The sequence below is a fragment of the Streptomyces sp. NBC_01275 genome (assembly GCF_026340655.1).
GTDB lineage: Bacteria > Actinomycetota > Actinomycetes > Streptomycetales > Streptomycetaceae > Streptomyces.
In genome coordinates, this window is record NZ_JAPEOZ010000001.1 from 4,892,108 (window position 1) to 4,916,652 (window position 24,545).

At 70.9% G+C, this 24,545-nt stretch carries 19 protein-coding genes, 2 tRNA genes and 2 pseudogenes; 9 read left to right on the forward strand and 14 right to left on the reverse strand.

Annotation, left to right across the window (positions count from 1 at the left end; translation table 11 throughout):
* Positions 1 to 44: 44 nt before the first annotated feature.
* The gene (locus tag OG562_RS21540; protein WP_266400202.1) at positions 45 to 1,181 is read right to left on the reverse strand and encodes a phosphotransferase; all 1,137 of its coding nucleotides are present in this window, start codon (positions 1,179 to 1,181) and stop codon (positions 45 to 47) included.
* Positions 1,182 to 1,358: 177 nt separating this feature from the next.
* A pseudogene (locus OG562_RS21545) lies at positions 1,359 to 1,508 on the reverse strand (DNA-binding response regulator); the annotation flags it as partial.
* Between the two features lie 344 nt (positions 1,509 to 1,852).
* On the opposite strand from OG562_RS21545, the gene pdhA reads away from it, so the two are divergent.
* Genes pdhA through OG562_RS21560 form a run of 3 tightly spaced genes read left to right on the forward strand, consistent with a single transcriptional unit; the run spans position 1,853 to position 5,565 of the window.
* A complete protein-coding gene (pdhA, locus tag OG562_RS21550) occupies positions 1,853 to 3,043 on the forward strand; it encodes a pyruvate dehydrogenase (acetyl-transferring) E1 component subunit alpha (protein WP_266400203.1) in 1,191 nt (396 codons plus the stop codon).
* A gap of 1 nt (position 3,044) precedes the next feature.
* Positions 3,045 to 4,037 carry an alpha-ketoacid dehydrogenase subunit beta gene (locus OG562_RS21555; RefSeq protein ID WP_266400206.1) on the forward strand — a complete coding sequence of 331 codons (993 nt, stop codon included), beginning with the start codon at positions 3,045 to 3,047 and terminating at the stop codon, positions 4,035 to 4,037.
* Between the two features lie 10 nt (positions 4,038 to 4,047).
* Entirely contained in the window at positions 4,048 to 5,565 is a 1,518-nt protein-coding gene (locus tag OG562_RS21560; RefSeq protein WP_266400209.1) for a dihydrolipoamide acetyltransferase family protein, read from the forward strand.
* A gap of 73 nt (positions 5,566 to 5,638) precedes the next feature.
* On the opposite strand, the gene OG562_RS21565 is transcribed toward OG562_RS21560, so the two are convergent.
* The 5 genes from OG562_RS21565 to OG562_RS21585 all read right to left on the reverse strand — a co-directional run bounded on the left by OG562_RS21565 (position 5,639) and on the right by OG562_RS21585 (position 10,300).
* The gene (locus OG562_RS21565) at positions 5,639 to 7,963 is read right to left on the reverse strand and encodes a hypothetical protein (RefSeq protein WP_266400210.1); all 2,325 of its coding nucleotides are present in this window, start codon (positions 7,961 to 7,963) and stop codon (positions 5,639 to 5,641) included.
* Positions 7,964 to 7,966: 3 nt separating this feature from the next.
* Positions 7,967 to 8,038, reverse strand: a tRNA-Ser gene (locus OG562_RS21570).
* A gap of 5 nt (positions 8,039 to 8,043) precedes the next feature.
* Positions 8,044 to 8,116: transfer RNA gene (locus OG562_RS21575), tRNA-Cys, on the reverse strand.
* 133 nt (positions 8,117 to 8,249) lie between these two features.
* Positions 8,250 to 9,572, reverse strand: coding sequence for a nitrate/nitrite transporter (locus OG562_RS21580; protein ID WP_266400213.1), 1,323 nt, complete (start codon positions 9,570 to 9,572; stop codon positions 8,250 to 8,252).
* Positions 9,569 to 10,300 (reverse strand): GntR family transcriptional regulator, encoded by a 732-nt coding sequence (locus OG562_RS21585; RefSeq protein ID WP_266400215.1) that lies wholly within the window; start codon positions 10,298 to 10,300, stop codon positions 9,569 to 9,571. Before OG562_RS21585 ends, OG562_RS21580 begins: the two co-directional genes overlap by 4 nt.
* 201 nt (positions 10,301 to 10,501) lie before the next feature.
* On the opposite strand from OG562_RS21585, the gene OG562_RS21590 reads away from it, so the two are divergent.
* Both OG562_RS21590 and OG562_RS21595 read left to right on the forward strand, forming a co-directional pair.
* Entirely contained in the window at positions 10,502 to 11,404 is a 903-nt protein-coding gene (locus tag OG562_RS21590) for a D-alanyl-D-alanine carboxypeptidase family protein (RefSeq protein ID WP_266400218.1), read from the forward strand.
* A gap of 214 nt (positions 11,405 to 11,618) precedes the next feature.
* On the forward strand, positions 11,619 to 12,143 hold the full coding sequence (locus tag OG562_RS21595) for a peptidylprolyl isomerase (RefSeq protein ID WP_266400221.1): 525 nt from the start codon (positions 11,619 to 11,621) through the stop codon (positions 12,141 to 12,143).
* Between the two features lie 72 nt (positions 12,144 to 12,215).
* On the opposite strand, the gene OG562_RS21600 is transcribed toward OG562_RS21595, so the two are convergent.
* Positions 12,216 to 13,040, reverse strand: a complete 825-nt coding sequence (locus tag OG562_RS21600; protein ID WP_266400224.1) for a maleylpyruvate isomerase family mycothiol-dependent enzyme — start codon at positions 13,038 to 13,040, stop codon at positions 12,216 to 12,218.
* A gap of 229 nt (positions 13,041 to 13,269) precedes the next feature.
* Between OG562_RS21600 and OG562_RS21605 the strand changes: the two genes are divergently transcribed.
* Positions 13,270 to 14,067 carry a carbon-nitrogen family hydrolase gene (locus tag OG562_RS21605; RefSeq protein ID WP_266400226.1) on the forward strand — a complete coding sequence of 266 codons (798 nt, stop codon included), beginning with the start codon at positions 13,270 to 13,272 and terminating at the stop codon, positions 14,065 to 14,067.
* On the opposite strand, the gene OG562_RS21610 is transcribed toward OG562_RS21605, so the two are convergent.
* Together OG562_RS21610 and OG562_RS21615 are read right to left on the reverse strand one after the other, a co-directional pair.
* Complete coding sequence (locus OG562_RS21610; protein ID WP_266400227.1) at positions 14,064 to 14,558, reverse strand: LURP-one-related/scramblase family protein; 495 nt, start codon at positions 14,556 to 14,558, stop codon at positions 14,064 to 14,066. The two genes, OG562_RS21605 and OG562_RS21610, sit on opposite strands and share 4 nt — an antisense overlap.
* Positions 14,518 to 14,727 (reverse strand): annotated as a pseudogene (locus OG562_RS21615) (hypothetical protein); the annotation flags it as partial. The pseudogene OG562_RS21615 and the gene OG562_RS21610, both read right to left, overlap by 41 nt.
* A gap of 116 nt (positions 14,728 to 14,843) precedes the next feature.
* On the opposite strand from OG562_RS21615, the gene OG562_RS21620 reads away from it, so the two are divergent.
* On the forward strand, positions 14,844 to 16,682 hold the full coding sequence (locus OG562_RS21620; protein ID WP_266400229.1) for an NHL domain-containing thioredoxin family protein: 1,839 nt from the start codon (positions 14,844 to 14,846) through the stop codon (positions 16,680 to 16,682).
* 95 nt (positions 16,683 to 16,777) lie between these two features.
* Here the strand turns inward: OG562_RS21620 and OG562_RS21625 are convergent, their stop codons facing one another.
* The 4 genes from OG562_RS21625 to OG562_RS21640 all read right to left on the reverse strand — a co-directional run bounded on the left by OG562_RS21625 (position 16,778) and on the right by OG562_RS21640 (position 21,643).
* Entirely contained in the window at positions 16,778 to 16,942 is a 165-nt protein-coding gene (locus OG562_RS21625) for a hypothetical protein (RefSeq protein WP_266400230.1), read from the reverse strand.
* 38 nt (positions 16,943 to 16,980) lie between these two features.
* Positions 16,981 to 18,135: a glycosyltransferase gene (locus OG562_RS21630; protein ID WP_266400233.1), complete on the reverse strand. Its 1,155-nt coding sequence runs from the start codon at positions 18,133 to 18,135 to the stop codon at positions 16,981 to 16,983.
* Positions 18,136 to 18,328: 193 nt separating this feature from the next.
* The gene (locus tag OG562_RS21635) at positions 18,329 to 19,627 is read right to left on the reverse strand and encodes a M18 family aminopeptidase (RefSeq protein WP_266400234.1); all 1,299 of its coding nucleotides are present in this window, start codon (positions 19,625 to 19,627) and stop codon (positions 18,329 to 18,331) included.
* Positions 19,628 to 19,816: 189 nt separating this feature from the next.
* Positions 19,817 to 21,643 carry an acyl-CoA dehydrogenase gene (locus tag OG562_RS21640; protein WP_266400235.1) on the reverse strand — a complete coding sequence of 609 codons (1,827 nt, stop codon included), beginning with the start codon at positions 21,641 to 21,643 and terminating at the stop codon, positions 19,817 to 19,819.
* Between the two features lie 198 nt (positions 21,644 to 21,841).
* Here OG562_RS21640 and OG562_RS21645 point away from each other — a divergent pair, with 198 nt between their 5' ends.
* Positions 21,842 to 22,345, forward strand: a complete 504-nt coding sequence (locus tag OG562_RS21645; protein WP_266400237.1) for an SseB family protein — start codon at positions 21,842 to 21,844, stop codon at positions 22,343 to 22,345.
* Between the two features lie 206 nt (positions 22,346 to 22,551).
* On the forward strand, positions 22,552 to 24,492 hold the full coding sequence (locus tag OG562_RS21650; RefSeq protein WP_266400240.1) for a YncE family protein: 1,941 nt from the start codon (positions 22,552 to 22,554) through the stop codon (positions 24,490 to 24,492).
* Positions 24,493 to 24,545: the final 53 nt, after the last annotated feature.

Here is a 24,545-nt window from a genome sequence, read left to right on the forward strand (position 1 = left end):
CTTTGCGCCGCCAAGGGGCGCTCCCCAGGGGGTCGGACGGCCGCTCAGTCGGAGAAGGCCGCGCACACCGCGTCGTACTCCTGGGTCCACCACACGGCGAGGGCGGACGCGGCCGGGAACTGGGAGTCCGCGCGGGTGTCGCCGCGCTCGTAGTGCCAGCGCAGCATCCAGAAGTCGTTCAGGCGCTCCCACCACACGCGGTGCACGGCCGCCGCCAGCTCCGAGGGCGTGGCCATGGCCGTACGCCGGTACCCGCGCGCGTAGGCGCGCGCCTTGGGCAGGTCGAGGGCGCCGTCGGGCCGGACGAAGAAGATCGCGGCGGCGCGGACGGCCTCCTCCCCGCGGGGCTGCACGCCCAGCCGGTCCCAGTCGACGATGGCGGCGGGCGCGTCTCCCCGGTAGAGCAGGTTGAAGGGGTGGAAGTCCCCGTGCACCCAGCCGACCGGGCCGGTGTGCGGCGGGCGTCGGTCCGCGTGCAGCTCCAGCAGGGTGCGGCGCTCCAGGAGGCGGTGGCGGGCGAGCTCGTCGAAGGAGTCGGCCGGGTGGTGCCGGCGCACGCGCGCGAGGAGGTCGTCGATGAGGGCGAAGGTGTCGGAGGGGTCGGCGGTGCCGGTGTCGGCGGGGTCGGAGGGGGCGGGGCTTGCGGGGCGCTCGGCGGGGGCGGGGGTGGCGGTGGGGGTTGTGCGCACCCACTTGTGCGCCGGTGATGCCGGAGGTGCTGGAGATGCCGGAGGTAAGCGCTCTTCGCGCGCCGCAGGCACCTCGCCGTGGGCCGGCATCACGCGCTCCAGGCTCGTGTGCACCACCCCCAGCAGCGCCCCGAGGCGGCCGCATTCGGCCGGGGTGAGCTGGGCGCCGTGGCGGTGGCGGCCGTCGATCCAGGGGTGGAGGGCGTAGGCGTGGCCGGCGACGACGGCGACCGTGCGGCCGTCGTGGCCGGGCAGCGGGGGCGCGACCGGGACGCCCAGGTCGGCCAGGCGCTCGGTGGCCCGGTGTTGGCGGGCGATCGAGGCGGGGTCGGCGGTGTCCGGGTCGAAGTGGTGCTTGAGGAAGTAGCGGCCGCGGGTGGTGCGCAGCCGGTAGCCGCGGTTCAGCAGTCCCTGGTCGACGGGTTCGCAGGCGAGCGCGGCGCCGGCGGCGTAATGGCGAAGCAGAGCGCCCAGAGGGGGCGCGTGGGGCACGAGGGGTGGTACACAAGAGCGCGGCACGCGCTCGATGCTAAGCCAGGATCCGAGCCTGTGAGCTGGGAGTTGTCACAGAAAGTCACCAGTAGTCACAGGTGATCGCCGCCGGTCGCAGACAGTCGTCGTCGGTCGCTTCAGGTCGAGGCTCGGGCGGGAAATGCTCGCCTGGCGGATGGCCGGAACGCGCGCCAGGGCGTCGATGGCCGTGCCGGCCTCGCCGACCGCCTCGATGCCGTCCTCGACCGACAGCAGCTCATGGACGCCGCGTCGGACCACTTCATGGTCGTCCAGGAGGAATACAGTGATTTTTCCTTCTTCGCGCACGGTGGCGGTCTCACACGAGATCAGCGGACCCGCTCCAGGTCGGCTCTTCCCGTGACCTGGGTCACCGGGATAACGTGCCGTTGTTCCGGCCCCCTGCAAGGCTGTGACCAGGAAGAGTTCCCGATTTCGCGATTTACTTGGAAATCCAAGCAAAAACGCAGGTCAGGAGGGGTTTCACAGAAATGTGGAGCACTGGGTAACGTGCCTGTTGCAGGGCGCTCGCCGGGGCACCTGTCACGCCTGTTCCCGACCGGGCCGCACCCACCCTGTGCGTCCGTGAGGATGCAGGTGAGCCGCACTGGCACCCGGCGAACCCGGGTAGCCGGACCGACGGAGGAGCACACGTGACCGTGGAGAGCACTGCCGCGCGCAAGCCGCGACGCAGCGCCGGTACCAAGAGCACGGCCGGCAAGCGGACGACCGCAAGGAACACGCCAGGCGCCGAGCCCGAGCTCGTACAGCTGCTGACGCCCGAGGGCGAGCGAGTCAAGCACGCAGAAAACGCCGTGTACGACAAGTACGTCACCGGCGTCACCCCCGAAGAGCTCCGCGGCCTGTACCGCGACATGGTGCTCACCCGCCGCTTCGACGCCGAGGCCACCTCCCTGCAGCGCCAGGGCGAGCTGGGCCTGTGGGCCTCGTTGCTCGGTCAGGAGGCCGCCCAGATCGGCTCCGGCCGGGCGCTGCGCGACGACGACTACGTCTTCCCGACGTACCGCGAGCACGGCGTCGCCTGGTGCCGCGGGGTGGACCCGACCAACCTGCTCGGCATGTTCCGCGGCGTGAACAACGGCGGCTGGGACCCCAACAGCAACAACTTCCACCTCTACACCATCGTCATCGGCGCCCAGACGCTGCACGCAACGGGCTACGCGATGGGCGTCGCCAAGGACGGCGCGGACAGCGCGGTGATCGCCTACTTCGGCGACGGCGCCTCCAGCCAGGGCGACGTCGCGGAGTCCTTCACCTTCTCCGCCGTCTACAACGCCCCGGTCGTGTTCTTCTGCCAGAACAACCAGTGGGCGATCTCCGAGCCGACCGAGAAGCAGACCCGTGTCCCGCTGTACCAGCGTGCACAGGGCTACGGCTTCCCGGGCGTCCGCGTGGACGGCAACGACGTCCTCGCCTGCCTCGCGGTCACCCGGTGGGCGCTGGAGCGGGCCCGCAACGGCGAGGGCCCCACTCTCGTCGAGGCGTACACCTACCGCATGGGTGCGCACACCACCTCCGACGACCCGACGAAGTACCGGGCCGACGAGGAGCGCGAGGCGTGGGAGGCGAAGGACCCGATCCTGCGCCTGCGCCGGCACCTGGAGACCTCAAACCACACGGACGAGGGATTCTTCGCGGAACTCGAGGCGGAGAGCGAGGCGTTGGGCAGGCGAGTGCGCGAAGCGGTCCGCGCCATGCCGGACCCGGACCACTTCGCCATCTTCGAGAACGTGTACGCGGACGGGCACGCGCTCGTCGACGAGGAGCGGGCCCAGTTCGCCGCCTACCAGGCGTCGTTCGCGGACGAAGAGGGGGGAAACTGACATGGCGGAGACCACGGAATTCAAAGGCATGGCGCTGGCCAAGGCGATCAACGAGTCGCTGCGCCGCGCCCTGGAAGCGGACCCCAAGGTCCTGATCATGGGCGAGGACGTCGGCAAGCTCGGCGGCGTCTTCCGGGTGACGGACGGCCTGCAGAAGGACTTCGGCGAGAGCCGGGTCATCGACACCCCGCTCGCCGAGTCCGGCATCGTGGGCACCGCGATCGGCCTCGCCCTGCGCGGCTACCGCCCGGTCGTGGAGATCCAGTTCGACGGCTTCGTCTTCCCGGCCTACGACCAGATCGTCACGCAGCTCGCCAAGATGCACGCCCGCTCGCTGGGCAAGATCAAGCTCCCGGTCGTCGTCCGCATCCCCTACGGCGGCGGCATCGGCGCGGTGGAGCACCACTCGGAGTCCCCCGAGGCGCTCTTCGCGCATGTGTCGGGCCTGAAGGTGGTCTCCCCGTCGAACGCCTCCGACGCCTACTGGATGATGCAGCAGGCCATCCAGAGCGACGACCCGGTGATCTTCTTCGAGCCCAAGCGGCGCTACTGGGACAAGGGCGACGTCAACACCGAGGCCATCCCCGGCCCCCTCCACAAGGCCCGGGTGGTCCGCGAGGGCACCGATCTGACGCTCGTCGGCTACGGCCCGATGGTGAAGCTCTGCCACGAGGTCGCCGACGCGGCCGCCGAGGAGGGCAAGAGCCTGGAGATCCTGGACCTGCGCTCGGTGAGCCCCATCGACTTCGACTCGATCCAGGCCTCGGTCGAGAAGACCCGCCGGCTGGTCGTCGTCCATGAGGCGCCGGTGTTCTTCGGTACGGGTGCGGAGATCGCCGCCCGGATCACGGAGCGCTGCTTCTACCACCTGGAGGCCCCGGTGCTCAGGGTCGGCGGCTACCACGCCCCGTACCCGCCGGCGCGCCTGGAGGAGGAGTACCTGCCGGGTCTGGACCGGGTGCTCGACGCCGTCGACCGTGCCCTGGCGTACTGAGGAGAAGGTCGTGACGACGATGACGGAAGCGTCCGTACGCGAGTTCAAGATGCCCGACGTGGGCGAGGGACTCACCGAGGCCGAGATCCTCAAGTGGTATGTCCAGGTCGGGGACACGGTGACGGACGGCCAGGTGGTGTGCGAGGTCGAGACGGCCAAGGCCGCCGTCGAACTGCCCATCCCCTACGACGGCGTGGTCCGCGAGCTGCGCTTCCCCGAGGGCGCCACGGTGGACGTGGGCACGTCCATCATCGCGGTGGACGTGGCGGGCGGGGCGGCGCCTGCGTCGGCTCCGGCGCAGACCCCCGCTCCAGAGCAGACGCCCGCTCCCGAGAAGGCGTCCGCCGCGCAGAAGACGCCCGAGGCGCCCAAGTCGGTGGGCTCCGGCCGCCAGCCGGTCCTCGTCGGCTACGGCGTGGCCACGTCCTCCACCAAGCGCCGCCCGCGCAAGGGCCCGGAGATCCCGGCCCAGGAGTCGGCGCCGGTCGCCCAAGCGGTTCAGGCGGAGCTGAACGGCCACGGCCACGGGTCCGCTCCCGCCCCGCAGGCGCAGGAGGCTCTGCCGGTCAAGGAGCGTCCGCTGGCCAAGCCGCCGGTGCGCAAGCTGGCCAAGGACCTGGGCGTCGATCTGACGGCGGTGGTCCCCTCCGGCCCTGACGGCGTCATCACCCGCGAGGACGTCCACGCGGCGGCCGCCCCGACGCAGGTGCCTGCGCCCGAGCCCGTCGTGCAGCCCACGCCCACGTCTATGCCCACGCCCCTTCCCACGTCCATTCCCGCCGTGCCCGCGGCGTCCGCACCGGCCCCGGCGGTCGCGTACGACTCCGCGCGGGAGACCCGTATCCCGGTCAAGGGCGTGCGCAAGGCCACGGCCGCCGCGATGGTCGGCTCGGCGTTCACCGCGCCGCATGTCACCGAGTTCGTGACGGTCGACGTCACGCGCACGCTGAAGCTCGTCGAGGAGCTCAAGGACGACAAGGAGATGCAGGGCCTGCGGGTCAACCCGCTGCTGCTGATCGCCAAGGCCCTGCTGGTCGCCCTCAAGCGCCACCCGGAGATCAACGCCTCCTGGGACGAGGCGGCGCAGGAGATCGTCCAGAAGCACTACGTCAACCTGGGCATCGCGGCCGCCACCCCGCGCGGGCTGATCGTGCCGAACATCAAGGACGCGCACGCCAAGACGCTCCCGCAGCTCGCGGAGGCGCTCGGCGAACTGGTCGGCACGGCGCGGGAGGGCAGGACGTCCCCCGCCGCGATGCAGGGCGGCACGGTGACGATCACCAACGTCGGCGTCTTCGGCGTCGACACCGGCACACCGATCCTCAACCCCGGCGAGTCCGCGATCCTCGCGGTCGGCGCGATCAGGCTCCAGCCGTGGGTCCACAAGGGCAAGGTGAAGCCACGTCAGGTGACGACGCTGGCGCTTTCCTTCGACCACCGGCTGGTGGACGGGGAGCTGGGCTCCAAGGTGCTGGCCGATGTGGCGGCGATCCTGGAGCAGCCGAAGAGACTGATCACCTGGGGCTGACCAGGTGACCAGGTGACCAGGTGACCGGGTGACCGGGTGACCGGATGGTCGGTGAGGCGGCCCCCGGGCAGTCTCACCGACCTGGGTCGGTCGACGTCGGGTCCGGGCGCAGCCAGTGGCCGTCCGTGCTCCAGCCGAGGAGGAGTCGGCCGGCGCCCTCGTCCGCCCAGTGGCCCGCCGCGACCTGGTGCAGTCCGGTCAGCGCGGGGGCCAGCCGGCCCGCGACATGGCCGGGGTGGCGGGCGACCTCCTCGGACAGCCAGGCCAGGGTGCGCGTCTGCTCGTGGGGCGGGCACAGGGACAGGTGGAACAGCATCTGCCGCCAGGCGTAGGCGACGTCCTTGATGGTGCCGAGCGGCCGTGGGTTGCCGTGTACGCGGGTGGTCAGCCGGCACACGGTGACGAAGCAGCGGCGGGCCAGGTCCTCCCAGCCCGCGGCCGGGGCGATGCCGACCCGGTGGACCAGCGTGGCCAGGTTGTGCGTCGTGAGGATCTGCGCCTGTTCGATCACCTTCCCGTTCGCGGCCACCGACCCCGACCTCGACCCCGACGAAGCGGCCCCTGCCCGCTGCAGGCACAGCTTCGCGAACCCCGGGGAGGTCCTCGCGCCGTACGACCGCGTCAGGGCCTCGCCGGTCTCGGCGATCGCCAGGTTGCGGATCGCCTGGTAGTCGATGGCGTAGTAGCGCTCGTAGAGGGAGCCGCCGCCGAGGAGTTCCGCCGCGATGCGGGCCGCGGCGAGGAACTTCGGGGTGAAGGCGCCCATGAAGATGTCCGCGGCGAGTTCCTCGACGAGCGGAGCGCCGAGTTCGGCCTGGCGGGCGAGGACGGACAGTTCACGGACCAGGGGGTTGGGCAGGATCGTGCCCGGGAAGGCCTGCACGGCCAACTCGCCCAGCTGCCGCAACGCGACGGCCGACACCGCGTCGTTCTCCCGGGCGTGCCCGGCGACGGCCCGTACCCAGGGCAGCTCCTCGGCCCGCACCTGTCGTACGAGACTGAGCAGCAGCAGCGAACGACGGTCGCTGAACGCACGGTGGTTCGCGGCCGCGAGCGCACGCAGCGCCGGGTCGGGGTAGGCCTGCGTGCTGGTCGCGGCGACGAGCTGCGGCACGAGCTCGGCCAGCACCTCGGCCGAGGGCACGACACCGCGCTCCACGAGCGTGCCGAGGGGCGCGCTCAGCGCGGCCTCGACGGGCTGCCGGACGGCGGCCGGAATCGCCGCCCCCGTCGGCAGTCCCGTCTCCCGGGCCTCCGGCTCGCTCACCGGGACGAGCAGCGGCGCGACCTCGGCCACGCCCGTCTCCTGGTCGAGCCCGGCCAGCCGGCCGAGCACGAGCTGGGCCAGGGCGTGGTGGGAGGGAAGCGCGGCCTGGGCGGCCTGCGCCCGGCGCAGCGCGGTGTGCGGTCCGGAGCCGGGCAGCCCGCGCCGGCGCACCATGGCGGTGACGGCGTGCCGCAGCAGCCCGAGCCGACGTGCGTCGAGCGCCCGTCCGGCGACGGTCTCCTCCAGCGCGCCCCGCAGGATCGCCAGGTTCTGCTTGGGGTCGCGGTGCTTGGTGCAGTACGTGTGCCGCTTCGCGAGCGCGCGGTAGCGCACCAGCAGCTGGGCGCCCCGCTCGTGCCAGGCCTCGCGGGCGCGGGAGTCGGGCGCCGGCACCCGGACGGTTCCGTCGTCGTCGGCCGTCTCCAGCCAGTGCGCGAGCAGTTCGTCCGCGAACGGCTGCCAGACGCTCAGGGCCTCCCGCTGTGTCTCCACGGCACGGCTCGGCCGTCGTCGGATCAGGGTGTCGACGGCCTCGGAGACGGTGCGCCGGTGCACGGCGCCGGAGTCGGGCGCCGGCCGGTCGGTCGGCCGCGGGGCGAACCGCAGCCGCCCCGCGAACGGCATCAGTTCCTCGACGAGTTCGAGCGCCGCGTCCGTCTCCCCGGCCCGGCCCAGCCAGGCCACGGTGAGTAGGGCGGCCTCCTCGGGGACGGTCACCTCGTAGCGGGTGCTGTCCAGCAGCGCGTAGAGCCGCCCGAGCCCCTCCTCCGACAGCCAGTACGCGAACAGCGCCTGCCGGTCCTCGGGCACCCCGGCCCGACGCGCGGTCTCGATCTCGTACGCCGTGAGCGGACCGCCCGCGCTGGGCTTGCCGGTGGCGAAGCCGCCGCGGAGGACCTCGGGCGTCACCCAGGCGGGCAGTTCCTTGACCGGGGTGCGGGAGCCGATGGTCAGCCGGCCGTCGGCCATGCCGGCGAGGACGGCCCGCCAGCCCTGGCCGCGCTGCTGCGCCCGGCGTCGGGTCTCGGGGTCCTGGTGGGTGAGCGCGGTGCGGAGCGCCTTGGCCAGCTGGCCGGAGGCGTAGCCCGGGTTGGCCTGTGCGGGATGCTGCTGGTCAGCGTCGTCGTTCATAAGCCGACGTGGCGGGTACCGCCCCCGCGCCCTCCGGGTCTCGAGCCCGGCGCTCTTCTGCTGAGCTACACGCCGTTGAGCCGACGTGGCGGGTTCCGCCCCCGCGACCCCCGGGTTTGCAGCCCGGTGCTCTGGCTACTGAGCTACACGTCGATGAGCCCGACGGTAGACGTCGAACGGGCGTCCGGACAAACGGGTTTCACGTGAAACATGGAGCCGTCAGAGCCGTCAGAGCCGTCAGAGCCGCCACGGCCGCCAAACTCGCCAGGTCCCGTTGGGTCTGGTCTCACCCGGCCTGTGCCGGCACATGCACCGTCTCCACCCGGCTGGCCACCAGCCGCTCCCGCTCCCGCCGGGCCGCCCGCTTGCGCAGCCGCAGGATCTGGCTGACGCCGAGCGCCTGGAGGACGAAGACGAACGAGAAGGCGACGGTGTAGTCGCCGCCGGTCGCGTCCAGCAGCACGCCGACCGCGAACAGGGTCGTCATGGAGGCGACGAAGCCGCCCATGTTCGTGATGCCGGACGCGGTGCCCTGCCGCTCGGGCGGGTTCGCGGGGCGGGCGAAGTCGAAGCCGAGCATGGAGGCGGGACCGCAGGCGCCCAGTACCCCGCAGAGCGTCAGGAGCAGCCACATCGGGGCGTGCTCGCCGGGGTAGGCCAGCGTCGTCGCCCAGATCAGCGCGGTCGCCCCGACCGTGCCCAGTGCCAGCGGCAGCCGCGCCTCGTGGCGCCGGGCGACGATCTGGCCGTAGACGAGGCCGAAGACCATGTTGGAGAGCACCACCAGGGTCAGCAGCTCGCCGGCCGTGGCCCGGCTCAGGCCCTGTGCCTCGACCAGGAACGGCAGGCCCCACAGGAGCAGGAACACCATGGCCGGGAACTGGGTGGTGAAATGCACCCACAGGCCCAGCCGGGTCCCGGGCTCCCGCCAGGACGCGGTGATCTGACGGCGGACGTACGCGGCGCCCAGGTGCGGGACCGGGGCGGGCTCATGGCCCTCGGGGTGGTCCTTCAGGAACAGCAGGAGCAGGACCAGCACCACCACGCCGGCGAGCGCGCTGCCCGCGAACGAGGCCGTCCAGCCGATGCCGTGCAGCAGCCGGGCCAGCAGCAGGGTGGAGACCAGGTTGCCCGCCATCCCGGCCAGACCCGCGAGCTGTGCGACCAGCGGTCCGCGCCGCGCCGGGAACCAGCGGGTCCCCAGCCGCAGCACGCTGATGAACGTCATCGCGTCCCCGCACCCGAGCAGCGCGCGCGAGGCGAGCGCCGTGCCGTACGTGGGGGAGAAGGCGAAGCCGAGCTGTCCCGCAGTGAAGAGTACGACGCCGATGGTCAGGACCTTCTTGGTGCCGAGCCGGTCGACCAGCAGGCCCACGGGTATCTGCATGCCCGCGTAGACCAGGAGCTGGAGGATCGAGAAGGTCGACAGGGCCGAGGCGTTCACATGGAAGCGGTCGGCGGCGTCGAGCCCGGCCACCCCCAGCGACGTACGGAAGATGACGGCGACGAAGTAGACGGAGACGCCGATCCCCCAGACGGCCATGGCGCGCCGTCCGCCGGGCGGGTCACCCGGAAGGGTGGAGTTGGCCGAGAGACGACCGGCGCTCATCGGACCTCTCCCCGCGCCAGATGCGAGAACCAGCCGACGTGCCGGTGGACGATCCCGACCGCCGCTTCCGCGTCTCCGGCGCGCAGCGCCTGCAGGATCTCCTCGTGCTCGGTGAGCGTCTTGGCGATCCGGTCGGGGTGGGAGTGCAGCACCGCCACGCCCATCCGCAGCTGGCGGTCGCGGAGTTGGTCGTACAGCCTCGAGAGGATCTCGTTGCCGCCGCTGCGCACGATCTCCGCGTGGAAGCAGCGGTCGGTGACGGCGGCCGCGGCCAGGTCGCCCGCGGCGGCCTGCTCCTTCTGCTTGGCCAGCAGCTTCTCCAGCCGTTCGATCAGCCCGGCGGGCGCGGGCACGGCCTTGCGCGCCGCGTGCTCCTCGACGAGCAGCCGGGTCTCCACGACGTCCGCGATCTCCTGCGCGGAGACCGGCAGGACCAGCGCGCCCTTCTTCGGGTAGAGCTTGATCAGTCCCTCCACCTCGAGCCGCAGCAGGGCCTCGCGCACCGGGGTCCGCGAAACCCCTACGGCGTCGGCGAGTTCGCCCTCGGTGAGCAGGGTGCCGCCCTCGTAACGACGGTCCAGGACGCCCTGCTTGATGTGGGCGTAGACGCGGTCGGCGGCGGGTGGCTGCTTGGCCGGAGCCGGAGCCGGAGCCGGAGCCGAGGCAGGGGTGGAGTCGGGGGCGGAGACAGGGGTGGGAGCGAGGGCTGTCGGGGCGGAGGACGGCATGGCCACAGGATAGATACAACACGTACGCATCGGGAGGCGCGTCCAGCATGCGGGACCGCGGCGGGAGTAGTCAGAAATTCGTCCCAGCAGCCGCACAACCTTGTGTGCTACTTACGTGTCACACACGTGCGGCCCCACTCTTCGTTCCCCACGCAACTCGGCCGCATCGCAGGGACATTCGACGTAATCGGGGTATTTCAGTTGATAACCGCAATCAAGGGCATCCGGGTCCGCCGAGCCGCAGCCGTCTCCGTCACGGCCAGTGCAGTGCTTGCGGCCGGAGTCCTCACCGCGGCTCCCGCGCAAGCCGTGACGACGCCCACGATCGTGGCCAAGACGGGCTACGTGATGAACAACGCGAACGGCGCGAAGCTGTACGGCAAGGGCATGGACACCAAGCTGTCCACCGGCTCCACCACGAAGATCATGACGGCGAACGTCGTGCTGTCGCAGACGAACCTCAACCTGGACGCCAAGGTCACGATCGTCAAGGCGTACAGCGACTACATCGTGGCGAACAACGCCTCGTCCGCCCGCCTGATCGTCGGTGACAAGGTCACCGTCCGTCAGCTGCTCTACGGGCTGATGCTGCCGTCGGGCTGCGACGCCGCGTACGCGCTGGCCGACAAGTTCGGCACGGGTACGACGCGCGCCGCGCGCGTGAAGAACTTCATCGCCAAGATGAACACCAAGGCGAAGTCGCTCGGCATGACGAACACGAAGTTCGACTCGTTCGACGGCATCGGCAACGGCTCCAACTACTCGACGGCCAAGGACCTGACGAAGCTCGCCAGCGCTTCGCTGAAGAACGCGAACTTCCGCGCGGTCGTCAAGACGAAGTCGTACACGGCCAAGACCATCACCAAGACGGGCACCACCCGCACCATGGGCGCCTGGACCAACACCAACACGCTGCTGAGCAGCTACAGCGGCACCATCGGCGTGAAGACGGGCTCCGGCCCGGAGGCGAAGTACTGCCTCGTCTTCGCCGCCACCCGCAACGGCAAGACCGTCGTGGGCACGGTGCTGGCGTCCACCTCGGCGTCGGTGCGCGCCACGGACGCGACGAAGCTGCTGAACTACGGCTTCGCCCGGCTGGGCTGACGTCCGCGCACCTTTCGGCACTTCTGAACGGGCCCGTCGTGATCGCCACGACGGGCCCGTTCCGCGTCGGGCGCACACGGCACGGCAGAATCAACGGCGGTACGACGGCGAAGCACATGCCGGACGACGCCGGAACGACGCCGGAACGACGCGGGAACTGCGCCGCATCGACGTCGCAACGACGTCTCAACGACAGAAGATTGGACGTACATCCATGGCGGAAGAACTGATCGCCACGCTCAACACGACCCTCGGCCAGATCGTGGTCAGGCTGTTCCCGGAGCACGCGCCGGAGACGGTGGCGAACTTCGTCGGGCTCGCCGACGGCAGCAAGTCCTGGCGTGATCCGGAGACCGGGGCTCCGGGGCAGGGACCGCTCTACAACGGCACGATCTTCCACCGGGTCATCGACGGCTTCATGATCCAGGGCGGCGACCCGCTGGGCTCCGGCCGCGGCGGCCCGGGCTACGAGTTCAAGGACGAGTTCCACCCGTCCCTCCGCTTCGACCGGCCCTACCTGCTGGCGATGGCCAACGCCGGGCCGGGGACCAACGGTTCGCAGTTCTTCATCACCGTCGGCCCGACCCCGCACCTCACCAACCGCCACACCATCTTCGGCGAGGTGCTCCAGGGCCAGGACGTCGTGGACGCGATCGCCAAGAGCCCGACCGGCCGCAACGACCGCCCCGCCACGGACATCGCCATCGAGTCCATCGCCGTGGACCGGCGTCAGGGCTAGGACAGGCCCCACCGGGACCAGGGGCAAGGCCGGAGCCTCACCGGGCGCCCCCGCCCGCGCGGAGCCGCTGCGCTACTTCGTCACGGCGAAGTTGCGCAGGATCGCCTCCGTCAGGCGGGGCTCGCCCTCCGCCTTCACCCGGTCCGCGACCGCCTCCGGGGTCACCCGGCCGCAGGCCAGCCGGACGTACGTCTCCCAGTCCAGGGCGAAGGAGGCGGCCGGGCCGAGGGCGGGGGCGGTCTCCAGGGTGCCGCGGCCCTGGATGTCGACGCGGATGGTGCGCAGGAACTCGATCGGCCCGTTCACGTCGAAGACGACGGCGGAGCTGCGCGGGGCGTCGGCCTTGACGGCGACGACCGACGGGAGCTCGGCGAGGAGCACGTCACAGGCGATGTGCGCGCCGGGGGAGTCGAGGTTGCCGGGCCGGCCGAGGGCGGCGCGCAGGTCCTGCTCGTGCACCCACACGGTGAACGCGTGGTTGCGCATCGACTCCTCCAGCGTCAGCTCGGCGCCCAGCGGGCCGCGCACCAGGGCGCCGGGCTGACGGGACTCGTTGCGCAGCTGGCGGTTGCGCCGGATGATCGACAGCTCCAGCTCGGACGTCATCTCCGGCGCCGTGTGGTGGCGGCGGACGTCGACCTGCATCTCCATGTACCGCTGGAGGTCGGTGGTGACGTGGAAAAGGTCGCGCGGGAGTGAGTGGATGGGCCGTGGATCGCCGTACATCTCACTGTCCAGGCCGATCACATGGGAGACGAGGTCGCGGACCGACCAGCCGGGGCACGGTGTCCGCCAGTTCCACTCGCCCTCCACAAGGGGCTGCACCAGCTCGGATATCGCTTCGATGGAGTGCGTCCAGGCGTCGGCGTAGGGCTGGAGGGTGGGATGCAGACTCACGGAACGGGACCCCTCGGCGGTCGGTACACGGGTGGGCAGTGGGCGGCTGTGGCGGCGTTGCCGGCGGGCGGCGGTGGCTGTCGGCGGGTGTCGTGAAACTCCCCCGATTCTCGGCTGTGCTCGAATCGGGGGGACCCCCAAGTTACGCTGCTGTGAGGCACCCCGGCAGTGCTTTCGTGTGACGATCGTAGGCCTGTGTGGAGTACTCGAATGCCAGGACGGTGGTAGTGTGCGCGCCTCTCTGATCCAGATCGCCGTAGAAGCGGGCGAATCGGTTGAATCGCGACGGGAGCGGGTCGGCTCGCTGGTGCGCGAACAGGCCGGTTCCGCCGATCTCGTGGTGCTTCCGGAGCTGTGGACGACCGGGGCGTTCGCCTACGAGCTGTTCGGCAGCGAGGCCGAGCCGCTGCGGGGGCCGACGTACGAGGCGATGGCCAAGGCGGCGAGCGACGCGGGCGTGTGGCTGCACGCGGGCTCGATTCCGGAACAGGACCCCGCCGGTCCCCTCTACAACACGTCTCTCGTCTTCTCCCCCTCCGGTGAACTGGCCGCCGTCTACCGCAAGATCCACCGCTTCGGCTTCGACCGGGGCGAGGCCGTGCTGATGGGCGCGGGCGAGGACCTGGTGACGGTCCGCCTTCCCGAGACGACCGTCGGCGTGGCCACCTGCTACGACCTCCGTTTCCCCGAGCTGTTCCGTGGTCTCGTCGACGCCGGCGCCGAGACCTTCGTCCTGTCGGCGGGCTGGCCGGAGCGCCGCCGGGCGCACTGGACGCTGCTGGCCCAGGCGCGGGCGGTCGAGAACCAGGCGTTCGTGCTCGCGTGTGGAACGGCCGGGACGCACGCCGGAGTTCCGCAGGCGGGTCACTCGATCGTGGTCGATCCGTGGGGCGAGGTGCTGGCGGAGGCGGGGGCCGGCGAGCAGGTCCTCACCGTCGAGTTCGACCCCGGGAAGGTCGCGGCGACCCGGGAGCAGTTCCCGGCCCTGAAGGACAGGATGCTGGGCCTGCGCACCCCTGGACGTTAGTCCTCCCGATCCTTCTCGGCGAGGTGGATCACGCACACCGCGACCGCGATCAGCAGCGCCGGGTCCGCGTCGTCCCGCACGATGTCGACGCCGTACGTCTCCCGTACGTGCAGCCACCGTCGGGAGACGACGGCCAGCAGCTCACCGTCGTACTCGACGGCGAACTCGCGGTCGAGGATCTTGCCGCTGACGTCGAGCTCGGTGCGGCCGTCGGCCAGGGCGACGCGGTAGTGGTTGCGCAGCAGGGAGAGCCGTTTTCGGCGGATCGTCGCCAGCGGCCCACCCTCCCGTTCGATCACCATCGTGTCGCGCAGGGCGAACATCTTCTGGTGGATGTCGATCAGGACCCGCCCGTGTGTGTCCTTCAGCTCGAACGTGTCGCGCAGCCGCATCGCCTTGCCGTCGACGAGGTACGCCTTGTTCCCGCGGTCGTCCTCGATCCAGTAGTCGTCACCGAAGCCGAGGAGCCGGTCGCGCACGAGGAATCTCATGCCCTACCGGTTCCCCCGACGCCGGTCCGAAACGCCGTCGATAGGCCGATGGGCTGAGCGCGGTCTCGCGCCGCACGCGCGCGCGAAGGGTTGGCGGCCGTCCCCAGCCCGCTCCTGGCCGCCACCACGTCCAGCCGCTCTCGCCCCGCTCGATCAGCCGACAGGCGAGGACCGCCCTCCCCCACTGCCTGATCGGCGACCGCCACGAGGAGGTCCCGGCTCCTGTGAACGTCACGACGGGTCATGCGCTGGGGTGAGCCTTCACTGTCGTGGCACCCTTGATCCATGACCGACTCCTCCCCGGCCCCGACCCCTCGTCGTGTCCGAGTCCGCGCTCCCGAGCTGACCGGCGAGGGCGGCTGGCTGAACACGGGCGGACGCCAGTACACCCTCGCCGACCTGCGAGGACGCATAGTCATCCTGGACTTCTGGACGTTCTGCTGCATCAACTGTCTGCATGTCCTGGACGAGCTGCGCGAGCTGGAGGAGAAGCACCGGGACACGGTCGTCGTCATCGGCGTGCACTCGCCGAAGTTCGTGCACGAGGCCGAGCATCAGGCGGTCGTGGACGCGGTGGAGCGGTACGGCGTCGAGCACCCGGTCCTCGACGACCCGAAGCTCGCCACCTGGAAGCAGTACGCGGTGCGCGCGTGGCCGACGCTCGTCGTGATCGACCCGGAAGGGTACGTCGTCGCCCAGCACGCCGGTGAGGGGCATGCGCACGCCATCGAGCGGCTGGTTGCGGAGCTGGAGGCCGAGCACGAGGCCAAGGGCACGCTGCGGCGCGGCGACGGCCCGTACGTGGCGCCGGAACCCGAGCCGACCGCCCTGCGTTTCCCGGGCAAGGCCCTCGTTCTGCCGGGCGGGAACTTCCTGGTCAGCGACACCACCCGGCATCAGCTGGTGGAGCTGGCGGGGGACGGCGAGAGCGTCGTGCGCCGCATCGGCTCCGGTGTGCGCGGCTTCGCCGACGGCACGGCGGACACCGCGTCCTTCAACGAGCCCCAGGGGCTGGCGCTGTTCGACGACGCCACCGTGGTCGTCGCCGACACCGTCAACCACGCCCTGCGCCGCCTCGACCTCGCCTCCGGCGCGGTGACGACCCTGGCGGGCACCGGAAAGCAGTGGTGGCAGGGCTCGCCGACGTCCGGTCCGGCCCGCGAGATCGACCTCTCCTCCCCGTGGGACGTGGCGCTCTTCGGCGGCCGGGTGTGGATCGCGATGGCGGGCGTGCACCAGCTGTGGGCGTACGACCCCGCCGACGCGTCGGTCTGCGTCGTGGCCGGCACGACCAACGAGGGGCTCGTCGACGGACCGGTCGCCGAGGCCTGGTTCGCCCAGCCCTCCGGCCTCGCGGTCACGCCCGACGGGGAGCGGCTCTGGCTCGCCGACTCCGAGACGTCCGCGCTGCGCCGGGTGGACAGGGAGGGCATCGTCCACACGGCCGTCGGCACCGGCCTGTTCGACTTCGGGCACCGCGACGGCCCGGCCGACCGGGCGCTGCTCCAGCACCCGCTGGGCGTGACCGTCCTGCCCGACGGCTCGGTCGCCGTCTGCGACACCTACAACCACGCCCTGCGCCGCTACGACCCGGCGACCGGCCAGGTCACGACCCTCGCCACGGACCTGCGGGAGCCCAGCGACGCGGTCCTCGTCGGCGACGACATCGTGGTCGTGGAGTCCGCCCGGCACCGGCTGACCCGACTGCGGCTGCCGGAGGAGGCGGTGCGAGTGGAGGCCGTCGCCCATCGCACCCAGCGCGCCGCGACCGAAGTGACGCCCGGCAAGCTCCGGTTGGACGTGATCTTCCAGGCCCCGGCCGGCCAGAAGCTGGACACGCGGTACGGCCCGTCGACACGGCTGCTGGTCTCCGCCACCCCGCCCGAGCTGCTGCTCGCGGGGGACGGCGCGGACACGGACCTGACCCGCACCCTGGAGCTCGACCCGGCGCTCACGGAAGGGGTGTTGCACGTCTCCGCGATGGCGGCGTCCTGTGACGACGACCCGTCCAACGAGTACCCCGCCTGCCATGTCCACCAGCAGGACTGGGGCGTTCCGGTCCGCCTCACCGAGGGCGGGGCGGACCGGCTGCCGTTGGTCCTGGCCGGGATGGACCCTCAGTAACTCCCTGAGCAATCCCAACTCCCTGAGCAACCCCGGAACTCCCTGAGGCACCCCGGACCCTGAACAACCCCGGAATTCTCCGAGCGACTCCGGCCTCAGCGGCGGCGCGGGCGTGGCGCCAGCTTGTACAGGGCCACGCCCGCGGCCACCAGGGTGGTGGCCGTGACCATCAGCGCCATGCTGTTCATCCACAGGCCGGTGGCCGCGAGGGTCGCGCCGCCCGCACCGGTGGTACCGGCGCCGATCACTCTTCCGTACATCGTGCGTCTCCTAGGAGGGTTGGTGCGTGGGGGGCGGTTCAGGTGGACACCCACTTCTCCTCGCTGCGGCGCACCAGGCCCCACAGCGAGGAGAAGTAGACGGCGTGCTGGAACAGGTCGTAGAGCATCTCCGGGAGCATCAGCACCGCGACCAGGACGGCCCTGGGCCCGGCGCGGCGTACGGAGACGGTCTTCTCGACCACGAAGAGCAGGCCGATCGCCGTCCAGAACGGTGAGAGGCCGGGCAGGCCGTACAGCGCCGTGGACGTGATCATGAAGGTCAGGTAGACCAGGAAGGACAGCGCGCCGAAGCCCATCAGGAACTGCTGGGCGAAGTAGCGGGCGGTGACGCGGGTCCAGCCGTAGTCGCGGAGGTTCTCCAGGGCGCCGCGCTGCCAGCGCAGCCGCTGGTGCCAGAGCTTGCCCAGGGTGGGCATGACCTCGGTGACGACCTCGCAGCCGACCGGGGACATGGCGCGGTAGCCGAGGGTCTTGACCGCCTTCGTCATCTCGTCGTCCTCGGTGAGCGAGGCGAGGCTGTAGTAGCCGCTGCCGCCGCCGATCACCCCGGCGCGGCGGGCGGCCCGCACCTCGCGCAGCACCCGGGCGCGGAACATCGTCCCGGTGCCGGTGAGGACCTGGGCCTTGCCGCCGGTGCGTTCCAGTTCCCAGGCGTAGCGGTGGAACTCCATGCGCTGGAGCAGGCCGAGGAAGCCGCCGCCCTGCTCGCCGTAGAAGACGCCGCCGACGGCGCCGACCTTGCGGTTGAAGGTGGCGAGGGCGGTCTCGGCGAACCACGGGTTGAGGACGGTGTCGGCGTCCTGCACCAGCAGCAGGTCCCGGTCGTCCAGGTGGGGCAGGATCCAGGCGATGGCCTGGTTGAGGGCGCCCGCCTTCTTGTGCGTGTTGCCCTGGGTGTGGAAGACCTGCGCGCCCAGGGCCGCGGCGACGGCGGCGGTGTCGTCGGTGCAGTTGTCGGCGACCACCACGATCAGGTCCGGCCGCCGGGTCTGCTCCCACAGGCCGTCGATGGCGGCGGCGATGCGGTCCGCTTCGTTGTGGGCCGGTATCAGGACCGCGAGGCGTGGTCTGACGGTCGGTTCCTCGGGGGCGGCGTGGGCACGGCGGGTGGCGTGGCGGCGCGGCTGCGGGCCGCGGGTGGCCGGGCCGGCGGGTGCTGCCGGATCGAGCACGGCAGGACCCCCCCTGTCGTGAAACGGGCAGGGTCCGGTACCGCATGTCCCCGGACCCCTGAGACCTCCCGAGTCTTCACGATTTCCGCATAACCCGGCAAGTTGTCCCAAGTAACGGAGTGCTCACGGTTGTCTTTGTTTGTCCTGTGAGTGCCGCCGCGAGTGCGGTGTCGGGTGCCCGCGCCGCGGGTCGTCATCCCTCCAGGAACGCCACCAGCGCGTTGGCCAGCAGATACGGGTCGGCGTCGCCGCACAACTCCCGGGCGCTGTGCATCGACAGGATGGCCACCCCGATGTCGACGGTGCGGATGCCGTGCCGGGCCGCGGTGATCGGGCCGATGGTCGTGCCGCACGGCATGGAGTTGTTGGAGACGAACGACTGGAAGGGGACGCCCGCCTTCTCGCAGGCGGCGGCGAACACCGCCCGACCGGTACCGTCCGTGGCGTAGCGGTTGTTGACGTTGACCTTGAGGATGGGGCCGCCGTTGACGCGCGGGTGGTGCGTCGGGTCGTGCCGCTCCGCGTAGTTGGGGTGGACGGCGTGACCGGTGTCGGAGGACAGACAGACGGTGGCCGCGAAGGCTCTCGCCCGGTCCTCGTACGACCCGCCGCGCGCGAACACCGAGCGCTCCAGCACGCTGCCGAGCAGCGGCCCGTCCGCGCCGGTGTCCGACTGCGAGCCGTTCTCCTCGTGGTCGAACGCGGCCAGCACCGGGATGAACGGCGGCTCGCCCGCGCCGGTCGCCACGGCCGCCAGCGCCGCCGTGGCGGCGTGCACGGACAGCAGGTTGTCCATCCGCGGGCCGGCCAGCAGCTCCTGGTCGCGGCCCAGGTAGGCGGGCGGCTCCACGGAGTGCGTCATCAGGTCCCAGCCGGTGACCTCGCCCGCGGCCAGCCCGGACTCCTGCTCCAGGAAGGCGATCAGGTCGCCGTCGTGCACGGCGCCGCTCAGCCCCCAGACGGGCTGGAGGTGGCGCTGTTTGTCGAGCTTGAGGCCGTCGGTGTTGACCGCGCGGTCGAGGTGGATCGCGAGCTGCGGCACGCGCAGCAGGGGCCGGCCGACGTCGACCAGGCGCGTCGAGCCGTCCCGCAGGGTCAGCCGGCCCGCCAGGCCCAGGTCGCGGTCGAGCCAGGAGTTGAGCAGCGGCCCGCCGTAGATCTCCACGGCCACCTGACGCCAGCCGTGCGCCCCGGTGTCGGGCAGCGGCTTGACGCGCAGGTTGGGGGAGTCGGTGTGCGCCCCGACGATCCGGAACGGCGTGTGCGGCGCGGCGCCCTCCGGGACGTACCAGGCCACGATGGCGCCCCCGCGCAGCACGTACTTGCCGCCGCTCGTCGCGTCCCAGGCGTCGGTCTCCGCGACCTGCCGGAAGCCTGCCTTCTCCAACCGCTGCGCCGCGTTCGCCACGGCGTGGTACGGCGACGGGCTCGCCGTCAGGAACGTCATGAGGTCGTCGGTGTGGCCGCGGTCGAAGCGGATGGGTTCGCTCATGGGGTTCACCTTAACGACGGACGAGAGCCCGCTCCCGGCTGTGGGAACGGGCCCTCGTGAGGACGGTGTGCAGTTTCGCTGAGCTGTGCCGATGTGTCCTAGAACGCGACCAGGAAGGCGACCTGGGAGGGTGGCTCGGAGGGCGACCTGGAGGGTGGCTCGGAAGGCGGCAGGCGGCTCGGAGGCGTCTTAGAACGCGGCCTCGTCCAGCTCCATCAGGTCCAGCTCGACGCTCGCGGCGACCTTGCGGGCCAGGGTGACGCCGGGCAGGACGTTGGCCGCGAAGAACTTCGCCGCCGCGATCTTGCCGGTGTAGAAGGCCTTGTCCTTCGCCGACGCCGTCTCCAGCTTCTCGGCGGCGATCGCGGCGCCCTTGAGGAGCAGGTAGCCGACGACCACGTCGCCGGAGGCGAGCAGCAGGCGGGTGGTGTTCAGGCCCACCTTGTAGATGTTCTTGACGTCCTGCTCGGTGGCCGCGAGGTCGGTGAGCATCAGGCCGACGATCGCCTCCAGCTCCACGGCCGCCTTCGCGAGGTGCTCGCGGGCGCCCGCCAGGTCCTCGCCCCCGGTGCCCAGGGCCAGGAACTTCTTGATGTCCTCGGCGAGGGAGTTCAGCGCCGCGCCCTGGTTGCGGACGATCTTCCGGAAGAAGAAGTCCTGGCCCTGGATCGCGGTCGTGCCCTCGTACAGGGTGTCGATCTTGGCGTCGCGGATGTACTGCTCGATCGGGTACTCCTGCAGGAAGCCGGAGCCGCCGAAGGTCTGCAGCGACTGGGCGAGCTGCTCGTAGCCCTTCTCGGAGCCGTAGCCCTTGACGATCGGCAGGAGCAGGTCGTTGAGCGCGTGCTCGGGCTTGGCGTCCTCGCCGTTCGCCTCCTTGACGGCGATGGCGTCCTGGACGGAGGCCGTGTAAAGGACGAGGGCGCGCATGCCCTCGGCGTACGCCTTCTGCGTGATCAGCGAGCGGCGCACGTCGGGGTGGTGGGTGATGGTGACCTTGGGCGCGGCCTTGTCCCCGAACTGCGCGAGGTCGGAGCCCTGGACGCGCTCCTTGGCGTACTCCAGCGCGTTCAGGTAGCCGGTCGAGAGGGTGGAGATCGCCTTCGTGCCGACCATCATGCGGGCGAACTCGATGATCCGGAACATCTGGCGGATGCCGTCGTGCCTGTCGCCGATCAGCCAGCCCTTGGCGGGGTGCCGGTCGCCGAAGGTCATCTCGCAGGTGTTGGACGCCTTCAGGCCCATCTTGTGCTCGACGTTCGTGGCGTAGGCGCCGTTGCGCTCGCCCAGCTCGCCGGTCTCGAAGTCGAAGAGGAACTTCGGGACGAGGAAGAGGGACAGGCCCTTGGTGCCCGGTCCCGCGCCCTCGGGACGGGCCAGCACGTAGTGGAAGATGTTCTCCGACATGTCGTGCTCACCCGAGGTGATGAAGCGCTTCACGCCCTCGATGTGCCAGGAGCCGTCCTCCTGCTGGATCGCCTTGGTGCGGCCGGCGCCCACGTCCGAGCCGGCGTCCGGCTCGGTGAGGACCATGGTGGAGCCCCACTGCCGGTCGACGGCGATCTGCGCGATCTTCTTCTGGACGTCGTTGCCCTCGTCGAAGAGGATGCCGGCGAAGGCCGGGCCGGAGGAGTACATCCACACGGCCGGGTTCGCGCCCAGGATCAGCTCCGCGTACGCCCAGATCAGCGACGGCGGGGCGGTGGTGCCGCCGATCTCCTCGGGCAGGCCGAGGCGCCAGTACTCGGAGTCCATGAAGGCCTGGTAGCTCTTCTTGAAGGACGCGGGGACCGGGGCGGTGTTGGTCTCCGGGTCGAAGACCGGCGGGTTGCGGTCGGCGTCGGCGAAGGACTCCGCCAGCTCGTTCTCCGCGAGGCGCGTCAGCTCGTCGAGGATGCTCTTCGCGGTGTCCGTGTCCATCTCCGCGAAGGGGCCGGTGCCGTACAGCTTGTCGCGGCCGAGCACCTCGAAGAGGTTGAACTCGATGTCGCGGAGATTCGACTTGTAGTGCCCCATGGCGACTGCTCCGTAGAGAGATCGGCGAGGCACTGACTCCTCGCGCCTAATTCACGTGCCAACAGATAGCTAGTTCACGTACCAACAAGTAGCTACGATGATGCTACCCGTCGGTAATAAGTCGCAACCCCAACTCGGCCAAGTGTGAGAAGGGTCTACCTCTCTCGGGCGGCCTCCCCACTCGGTACGCTTGCGCGCATGTACGGTTACGGCCAGCCCATGGACGGGGGCGCCGCGCAGCAGCAGTACGCGCCGCCGCAGCAGCAGATGCCCGGCGGCATGGGCGGCGGCATGGGCGGCTACGGCCAGCAGCAGCAGCCGCCGCTCTACCCCGAGCCGTCCCCGCCCTCCCTCGCCGACGCGGTGCGCGCCTTCACCACCGGGCAGTTGGCCGCCGAGGACTTCCAGCAGGTCTTCGCGACCTCCAAGGTGTACTGCCCGCGCGGCGACAACCCCGGCTTCCTGGCCCTGCACAACACCCAGCAGCCGGTCATCCCGATGTTCACCTCCCTCAAGGAGCTGCGCCGGTACGCGGGCAAGGAGTCCAAGTACTTCGTGATCACCGGCGCCGAGATGATCGACCTGCTGCCCACCGGCTACGGCTTCGTCCTCGACATGGAGGGCGAGCACCGGATGGTCTTCGATGCGAAGGCGGTCGAACAGATGGTCGACTTCGCGATGCGGCGGATGTACGGCGGCTGAGGGGACCCGGCCGGGCCCTGGCCCGGCCTGAGCGGGTCCCGGACGGCAGAAAACCTCTCCGCGATTGTCACAGGCATGCCATAGGCTGCCCTCAAGTAGCCGCGCCCCGCGCGCAACCGCTCTTTCGCGGTCGCGCCCGGGCGTCGCGCGGCGCTCTCGACTCCCGGCGACGCCGGGTTCTTTCGTGGGGGTTCATCACTGTGCGCATGCGCAGCACTTCGGCCGCGACGGCGCTCGCGGTCCTCTTCGGCTCGGCGGCGCTGAGCGTCTCCGCGGCCGGCACCGCCTCGGCCGCCTCCGTCACCGTCTCCTCGCCCGGCGGCATCGTCGCGGACGCCGCCCTCCAGCGCGTCTTCGTCAGCGACCGGGCCAACGGGCGGATCCTGGCCTCCGACTACAACGGCACCCTCGTCGGCCTGAACGTCGGCTTCGGCGACGTCAGCGACCTGGCGGTGTCCGACGACGGCGCCACCCTGTACGCGGCCCTGCAGGACACCCACGAGATCGTGGCCCTCGACGCGGCCACGCTCCAGGTCAAGGCCCGCTACAGCGTCGCCACCGGCACGGGCCCGCGCCACCTCGCCTTCACCTCGGGCAAGGTCTGGTTCACCTACGGCGACCAGTGGGACAGCAGCCTGGGCTCGGTCGACCCGGCGGTGGACCCCGCGAGCGGGACCGACCCGGTGGCGCTCGGGCAGCTGCCCGGCGACGTCTCGATCAACGACCCGGGTCTCCTCGACGCCGACCCGTCCTCGCCCGGTGTGCTGGCCGTCGGCGAGACCGGACTGTCCTCGGACTCCATGGCCGTCCTCGACGTCTCCGGCGGCACCGCACAGACGCTCGCCTTCTACAACGGCGACTACCGCCTCAACAGCGGCATCCACGACGTCGACGTCGTGCCCGGCGCCCAGGAGCTGCTGGTCAACGGCACGATGCGGGATGCATACGTGACCGGCGTCGGGTTCAAGGAGGTCGGCGTCTACCCCGGGGGACAGAGCGCCGACATCGCCCCGAACGGACTGGTCGCCCAGGTCGACGGAACCAAGATCGCGGTCTTCGAGCCCAACGCCGTCAGGCCGCTGCGCACCTACACCGCCGGCACGGGCGACACGGCCGGCCTGACCTGGGCCCCGGACTCCTCCCGGATCTTCGCGCTGGTGGCGGCGGGCAGCGGCTACACCCTGAAGACGTTCACCGACCCGACGAAGAACGTCCCCACCCTCACGGTGAACGCCCCCACGTCCGCCCCGCGCGCCAAGAAGCTCACCGTCACCGGAAAGATCTCGGCGACGGTGGCGCTGCCGGCCGGCGTCAAGCTGGCGGTCACCCGCACCGATGTGGAGAGCCCGAGCGGCAAGGCGCTCGCGGCCGTCACGGTGAAGGCGGACGGCACCTACTCCTTCACGGACACCCCGCCGGCCGGCGGCACGGTCACCTACAAGGTCGCCTACGCGGGCGACGCGGCCCACACCGCGGTCGCCGCCTCCGACAAGGTCGCGGTCTCCCGCGCGGCCACGACGCTGAGCCTGAACAACAACGGCAAGCTGTACAACTACGGCGCCGACGTCAAGTTCACGGCGCACCTCGGCACGACGTACAAGAACCGCACGGTCGAGATCTGGGCGGACCCCTTCGGCGGCGACAAGCCGAAGAAGCTGATCAAGACCGGCAAGGTCAACTCCAGCGGCAACATCGGCGCGTGGGTCGACATGACCCGCGACACGACCGTCACCGCGGTCTTCGCGGGCGACGGCCGATACGCGCCGAAGACCGTTAAGGCGACGGCGTACGCCCGGGTCAAGATCTCCACCACCGTCTCCAAGCACTACAAGACGGCGAAGATCGGCTCGACGACGTACTCCTGGTTCCACAAGAACACCGACCCGCTGCTCACCACGAGCATGACCTACTACCCGGGCCGCCAGCAGCGCTTCGACCTCCAGGTCTACTACCAGGGTTCGTGGTACTCGGCGGACTCGGAGTACTTCCCCGTCGGCTCGAACGGCAAGTCGGCCGTCTCCCTGGGCGCGCCCGGCGAGTCCGGCGTCAAGGCCCGGATGCGCTCGGTGTACGTCAACGGCTCGTCCGGCGACAGCGTGAACTCGACGACGTACGGCGCGTGGAAGTACCTGTACTTCAGCAACTGAGGCACTGAGGCAACTGAGTGAAGTTGCGGCGGCCCGGAGGGAATGTCCTTCGG